The sequence below is a fragment of the Legionella drancourtii LLAP12 genome, from assembly GCF_000162755.2.
In the GTDB taxonomy this organism is placed as follows: domain Bacteria; phylum Pseudomonadota; class Gammaproteobacteria; order Legionellales; family Legionellaceae; genus Legionella; species Legionella drancourtii.
The window spans coordinates 1-6,952 of record NZ_JH413832.1; the positions used below are offsets into that span (position 1 = coordinate 1).

The following is a 6,952-nucleotide window of genomic DNA, read 5'->3' on the forward strand; positions in this document are numbered from 1 at the left end:
CCTTCATACAATTTTTGGAAATTAAATTGCGTCCTTTGGGTTAGGATTTGTTTTGCGGCAGTGAGCGAGCTTCTATTTATGGCCCAATACATCGCGTTTTCTAAATCTTCGATGAGTCCGTGCTGCATTAATAAGGCCGTAATAACGGCATTATCTTCCCGAGAACTTAGAGCACTGCGCCAGGACCGATCAAATTTCCGCTCATTAAGATGTTTTAAATACGCCATGTCAGTGAGTAAAAAATTAGTTGCTTCTGGATTATTTACTGAAATGGCTAGTTCTAAATGCTGCCATATAGGAGCGGCAGTCGGTTCATTCTCTAGCTGTTGGTAAAAAAAATAAGTGCCATAGTGGTTGAATAAATAGCGTAAAACTTGCATTTGTTGTCGCACTACAGGATAAAAAACGATGTCAACTCTATCTGTGTAGCCGTCAGGTTGATAGGCTTGGAGAAATATAAATGGGTCAGCGCCTTGCTCAAGTAACCAAATGATAAACTCTTCGGTGCCTTTTTCAGCCGCAATATTCAGGATTTTTCTTTTAGGAAGGTCCTTGTCCTTGTTTATGCTCACGGCAAGTAATGCTGGATTTGATAAAATAAATTGCTTTAACCGAATAACGATGTCTGCATGAATGGAGGTTATTCCTGTGTCAGCTTCGGCTAGCAACTCAATAAAACTCATTTCTGCATAGCTTTTCTTTTTAAACATTCCTTTACGTGAATGAAATATTCCATATTCATCAAAGTAAGAGGTGGTTCTCACATCATCAGTACCGGCGCTAAAACCTGCATCACCATAAATTTTATAAAAGGGATTATGGCGAATAGCCTCAACGTCACGTTGTTTTTCGCTCGCGGATTTTAAACCATAGGCCATGTATTCTTTCGCTTGACTGACTAGTTTAAATGCTTCTTCTGCTGTTTTTTTAAGGTCATTAGGAACGCGATCGGGGTGGACGCATAATGATAATTGGCGATAGGCTTGTTTCAGCTGCTTTTCGGTGTAATTAAAGCGATCCAGGGACAACAATTCCCAAGGTTTTATGCTCGTTCCATCCGTAAAAAGCTTGCGGCATTGTTCAGCGAGCTCTAAGCCATAAAGGGGGTTTTTTTCATCCTGCAGGGGCAAAGTCATAGAGATTAGTTCCATTACTCATTCATTTGACGGCAGTTTACGCAGAGTAAAATTGATTGTCAAATGTATTTTGTGTTTAATTTCGATCTTTTGAGGCAGAATATAGATAGTTATGTTTCTGTATTGTAATTAATTGTAACGCAAATAGACGCGGCATGGTGTTTATTCAATCTGAACTAAGAGTGCTCAGAACTAAGAGTGATAATTAAAAAAAACAGCAGTCCCATCAGGTCATGAGACTCCGTGTTCACATTTGCAAACGTACAACCTAAGCGATAAAATATTAAATTCTTAGTAGATTAAGACCTGCGATCTGGGTTAAAGTTCCCCTAATTTGCTTAATAAGTTATCCTCCTATGCAACAACGATTTGTGCACTTGCGCGTTCACACCGAATTTTCTCTAGTCGACGGTTTGGTTCGCGTTAAGCCATTAATGAAGGCTTTGCCGTCTCGAGGCATGTGTGCGGTTGCAATTACTGATTATTGTAACTTGTTTGCTGCGGTGAAACTGTTTAAAACAGCGGTGGAATCTGGGATTAAGCCTATTATTGGTAGCGATCTTCCTTGCCATGATCCCCAACAACCTGAGCGCGTTTCTTCTTTAGTTTTATTGTGCCTTAATGCGGAAGGATATAAAAATTTAACCTGTCTTGTTTCTAAAGCGTATCAAGAAGGTCAGCATCTGGGGCAGCCGCGGGTACACAATCAATGGATAGAAGAATACTCTGCCGGATTAATTGCTTTATCGGGGGGTAAGTTTGGTGATATTGGGCAAGCCTTATTAGCGAATGACCTTGATTTGGCAAAGAGTAGGGCTTTGCATTGGCAAGCACTTTTCCCTAACCGCTTTTATTTGGAAATTCAACGCACGGGGCGGTCTGATGAGGCGCTCTATAATGAGCAATTGATTGCTCTGGCGGATGAGCTGCAATTGCCTTTAGTGGCGACTAATGATGTGCGTTTTATTGATAAAGAGGATTTTGAGGCACATGAAGCACGGGTGTGTATTCATGATGGTTATAGTTTGGCCGACCCGCGACGTTCTCAACTGTACAGTGCCCAACAGTATTTACGCTCAGCCGAGGAAATGGAGGCTTTGTTTGCCGATTTGCCTTCCGCTATTCAAAATACGGTGGAAATCAGTAAGCGCTGTTCGGTAAAGCTCAATTTAGGCAATAACTATCTACCTAATTTCCCTATTCCAGAAGGTTCTACGGTTGAAGAATACCTTTCACACTTATCTGAAGTTGGTTTAGAAGAGCGTTTAGTTCAATTATTTAAACATAAATCAGCAGAAGAATTGCAAACTATAAGAGTCGATTATGATGCCCGTTTAAAAATTGAATTGGACGTGATTAATAACATGGGCTTTCCCGGTTATTTTTTAATCGTTGCCGATTTTATTCAATGGGCCAAGAAAAATGGTGTGCCAGTAGGTCCTGGACGAGGATCGGGTGCGGGTTCTTTGGTTGCCTATGCCTTAAAGATTACTGATCTGGACCCTTTAGAATACGAATTGCTTTTTGAGCGATTTTTGAACCCTGAGCGGGTATCCATGCCTGACTTTGATATCGACTTTTGTATGGAAGGGCGCGATCGGGTTATTGACTATGTGGCTGAAAAATATGGCCGTCAAAGTGTGTCACAAATTATTACCTTCGGTACGATGGCGGCGAAAGCGGTTGTGCGTGATGTGGGGCGTGTACTCGCTCACCCTTATGGTTTTGTTGATAAATTAGCAAAATTGATTCCCTTTGAAATCGGCATCACGCTAAGTAAAGCAATGGAGCAAGAGCCGGAGCTGAGTCGTCGCTATAATGAAGAAGAAGAGGTAAAAGAACTCATTGATTTGGCGTTAAAGCTGGAAGGGATTACGCGTAACGCGGGTAAGCATGCTGGGGGCGTGGTTATTGCTCCTTCCTTACTTACTGATTTCACTGCAATTTATTGTGAAGAGGGTTCTACTCAAATTGTAAGTCAATTTGATAAAGATGACGTTGAAGCGGCGGGCTTGGTCAAATTTGACTTTTTTGGGCTTGCGAACACTGACCATTATCGATTGGGCTTTAGCCACGGTAAACAAACAAAAGCAGAAAGAGGGGTTGCCTTTAATCGACATCAGTCAAATTCCTACTGATGATGAAGCGTCCTTTGATTTATTAAAAGCCTGCAAAACAACCGCCGTATTCCAGTTGGAATCCCGCGGTATGAAAGAACTTATTGGTCGTTTACAGCCCGACTGTTTCGAAGACATTATTGCCTTGGTGGCTTTATTTAGACCCGGTCCTTTACAGTCAGGGATGGTGGATGACTTTATTGATCGTAAACATGGACGAGCCGCAGTTGATTATCCGCATCCAGATTTGGAACCGATTTTAAAGCCAACCTATGGGGTTATTTTATACCAAGAGCAGGTGATGCAAATTGCTCAGGTATTGGCAAATTATACCTTGGGAGCCGCGGATTTATTACGTCGTGCGATGGGTAAGAAAAAGCCTGAAGAAATGGCGGAGCAGCGCGAAATTTTTACCGAAGGTGCTACGGCTAGGGGCGTCGATATAAAAGTAGCAACCCATATTTTTGACTTGATGGAAAAATTTGCCGGCTATGGTTTTAATAAATCGCATTCGGCAGCTTACGCTTTAGTTGCTTACCAAACCGCGTGGTTAAAGGCACATTATCCGGCGGCTTTTATGGCGGCGGTAATGTCTTCGGATATGGATAATACTGATAAAGTGGTGACCTTTATTGATGAATGTGCACACATGAAATTAACGGTTTTGCCACCATCAATTAATCAATCCATGTATCCATTTACCGTGCGCGATGATGCCACCATTATTTATGGCCTTGGGGCGATAAAGGGGGTAGGGGAGTCGGCCATTGATTGTATTACCGAAGAGCGCGCTCTTCACGGTTCTTATGCTGATTTATTTGCTTTTTGTCAGCGACTGGATTTACGTAAAGTAAATCGGCGTGTGCTGGAAGCGTTAATTAAAAGTGGTGCTTTTGATGATTGGCAAGTAGAGCGGGCGGTATTGAATGCGTCCCTTGAAAAAGCGCTCAAAGTAGCTGAGAAAGAACATCAAAACCAATCCAGTGGTCAATTTGATTTGTTTTCTTTGTTGGAAGATGAGGCGAGCAAGCAGGAATATGTGTTAAGCAAGCCTTGGTCCGAAGCACAGCGCTTAGAAGGTGAACGCGAAGTATTAGGTTTTTATTTAACGGGTCATCCTGCGGATCAATACCGGCGTGAATTTGGTGATTTTATTGTGTCGATGAGCCAATTAAATCCTTCGGTACATAAAAAAGCAATCATTTGTGCGCAAGTGTCCGCAATTCGTAAGATTATAACGAAACGTGGTAAAAAATTAGTAATTTTTGGTATGGATGATTCGACTTCGCGCATGGACGTGGTGGTCTTTGGTGAAGTTTTTGAAGCCTTTACCTCGCCCTTGGCAACAGGGGACATGTTGGTTGTGGAGGGCGAGGTTGCGCATGATGATTTTAGTGGCGGCGTTAAAATGACCGCGACCCAGCTTTATGACGTGCCTTCAGCGCGTGCACGCTTTGCTCGCTGTTTGGAGTTACGTTTAAAACCTGAAGATCAAAGCGCTTTGCCTTCCATCCAAGCGTTATTAAAGGCTCATTCAGGGCGTTGTGCGGTGCAGGTATCTTATACCAATGCTCACGCAAAAGCACAGTTGAGCTTGGCGCAGCAGTGGCAGGTGATGCCTAGTGATGAATTGCTGAGCCTGTTAGTAAATATTCTGGGTGAAGAACGTGTGGTAATGCGGTATTAAACATTAAAACCTGCTTTTCATTCTTATTTGTCTTTAATTTATCCCCATTTCGCTAATGAGAAGGGTGCATTTTTATTCAATTTTGGAGTTTGTAATGGCTAAAATTATTAATCCTGTCCTGGTATCCAAATATGGTCTTTTTGGATCGACCAAAGTACGTTTTTATTCTTTATTATCTCCGATACAAGAGACTAAGAATAAGCATTCTGATTTTATGCACTATTTAGCTCGCCCATTTATTGATGTTGCTGTTTTACCGGTATTTTTGTTTGATGCGGCGGTTGCTCTGGTAAATACCCTTGCTTCTTTGCTCACCGCAATTCACTTTTGGGCTAGTGGCACTTCACCAAAATTTGGACATGATAAGAATGAGGGCAAGATGATTAAGGCCAATGCTCGAGAGCAAGCAGAAGAAGCGAAGCAACAACTTTTCTCTATTATTTCAGCGGTTGTTGCTGCATTTGTTAACCCTGTGCTCAGTATCCTGGAACTTATTACTCGTCCTATTGCCAGCGTGGTGCATGTAGTTGCCGATCTTTGTCGGGATAACGGAAATTATTCTGTTGTTTGAGCTTTTCAACAAGGCCATGCAAGTGATAGACGAGTCAAATCACTTGCATGGTGGTAAAAACAATTAATTTCTCATTAAGAAAATAAAACTGGTGAATTAAAGAGCTTTTTAGCTTGATAAAATGTCCATATAAGTTACAATTTGTCTCATTGTTTATTTTTTTTGGTATTTTGTGGGTTTTTTTGGATTTATTAGTTCTATTGTAGAGCGAGTAGTAGATGCGCTCGATGTGCAATTAGATTTTGAAGATGAGCAGGATCTTATCTGTAGTTCAAAAAATGGCAAAGAAGTGGAATTACTTCATGAGGCGCTTTGTTTAGAAAACAACTATAAGATTGCACGTCTTATGAAGAAAATTGCGCCAACAACAGAGCGTGTTGTTATTCGTATTAGTTTATACAAGGATATTGACGTAGAGAAACTTTGTTACTGTTTGCAGTTAATTCCAACCCACATTACGCGCATTCATTTAGACGTATGGGGACTCTTTAATAGCAAAGCCAAAATAGATTTAGCACAATTACTTTTAGTGATTGCCGCCATCCCTGCTCATATTACAGACGTAGTTTATATTCATCCTAACTTTGACAGCATCAATTTAGAACATGCCATTCAGCTCGTCCAAACCTTTCCTTGCGCACTTGCAAAATTAACTTTTTTATCGTGTGCACTAGATCGCATGAATGATTTAGTCTTATTTTTACAAAGCTTATCATTCTTTCCGCAGCTTAAATCACTCTCACTGGTGCAGAATACTTTAGAAAGAAGCTTAAATACGGTTATGTCCGCTATCCCTGAAAATATAGAGCATTTGAGTCTTGAAAGTTGTTTATTATTAGTTCATCTTGTGCATGCTTCATCATTTATCGACGGATTGAAAAAAACACCGCCATGGATTAAGTCCCTTGATTTAAGAGGAAATGGTTTAAAAAATCTTTCTATGGCGCAGTTAGATGAACTTGGAAATGCTTTGCCTTATTTAGAACACATCTATTTAACTTCTTTTGATATCCCTGATGGAGAAGAGCAGCGATGTGCCTTGCGAAAAATTTTCCCTAACATTAGACGCATTGTAGTGGATAAAGATTTCAAAATGCTCATTGCAGAGATGAGTCCGATAGAACAAACAAATAGTGCCATAAAGTATGGCTTCACGGTAGAAGTACCTTCATTACTTAATCAATGTGCTTTTTTTATAAGATCTAATAAGGAAAAATTGGGTATTCTCGATGCGAAACAAGCAGTTATACCTGAAGAGTTGCATGTGCTGTTATGCAATTAAGTTAATCTTCTGAATAAGAGCCCGAGTAAAACCTTCTCATTATACGATCCTCATTTAACTTCATGGCTATGAGGAGGCACTGATGTACCCACGGTCATTAAGTTAAGGATTTTATGCTTCAAATTACTCAGAGCCTGTCGTCCCTGCATAGGCGGGGAT

General features: G+C 40.9%; 3 protein-coding genes and 1 pseudogene. 3 read left to right on the forward strand and 1 reads right to left on the reverse strand.

The window, feature by feature from the left end; all coding sequences use genetic code 11:
- On the reverse strand, positions 1–1,151 hold a 1,151-nt coding region (locus LDG_RS11345; RefSeq protein WP_148263568.1), incomplete at its 3' end, for a J domain-containing protein.
- Positions 1,152–1,492: 341 nt separating this feature from the next.
- Between LDG_RS11345 and dnaE the strand changes: the two are divergent.
- The 3 genes and pseudogenes from dnaE to LDG_RS11360 all read left to right on the forward strand — a co-directional run bounded on the left by dnaE (position 1,493) and on the right by LDG_RS11360 (position 6,793).
- Positions 1,493–4,940: pseudogene (gene dnaE, locus LDG_RS11350) on the forward strand (DNA polymerase III subunit alpha).
- Between the two features lie 94 nt (positions 4,941–5,034).
- Positions 5,035–5,511, forward strand: coding sequence for a hypothetical protein (locus LDG_RS11355; RefSeq protein WP_006871513.1), 477 nt, complete (start codon positions 5,035–5,037; stop codon positions 5,509–5,511).
- Positions 5,512–5,683: 172 nt separating this feature from the next.
- Complete coding sequence (locus LDG_RS11360) at positions 5,684–6,793, forward strand: hypothetical protein (RefSeq protein ID WP_006871514.1); 1,110 nt, start codon at positions 5,684–5,686, stop codon at positions 6,791–6,793.
- Positions 6,794–6,952: the final 159 nt, after the last annotated feature.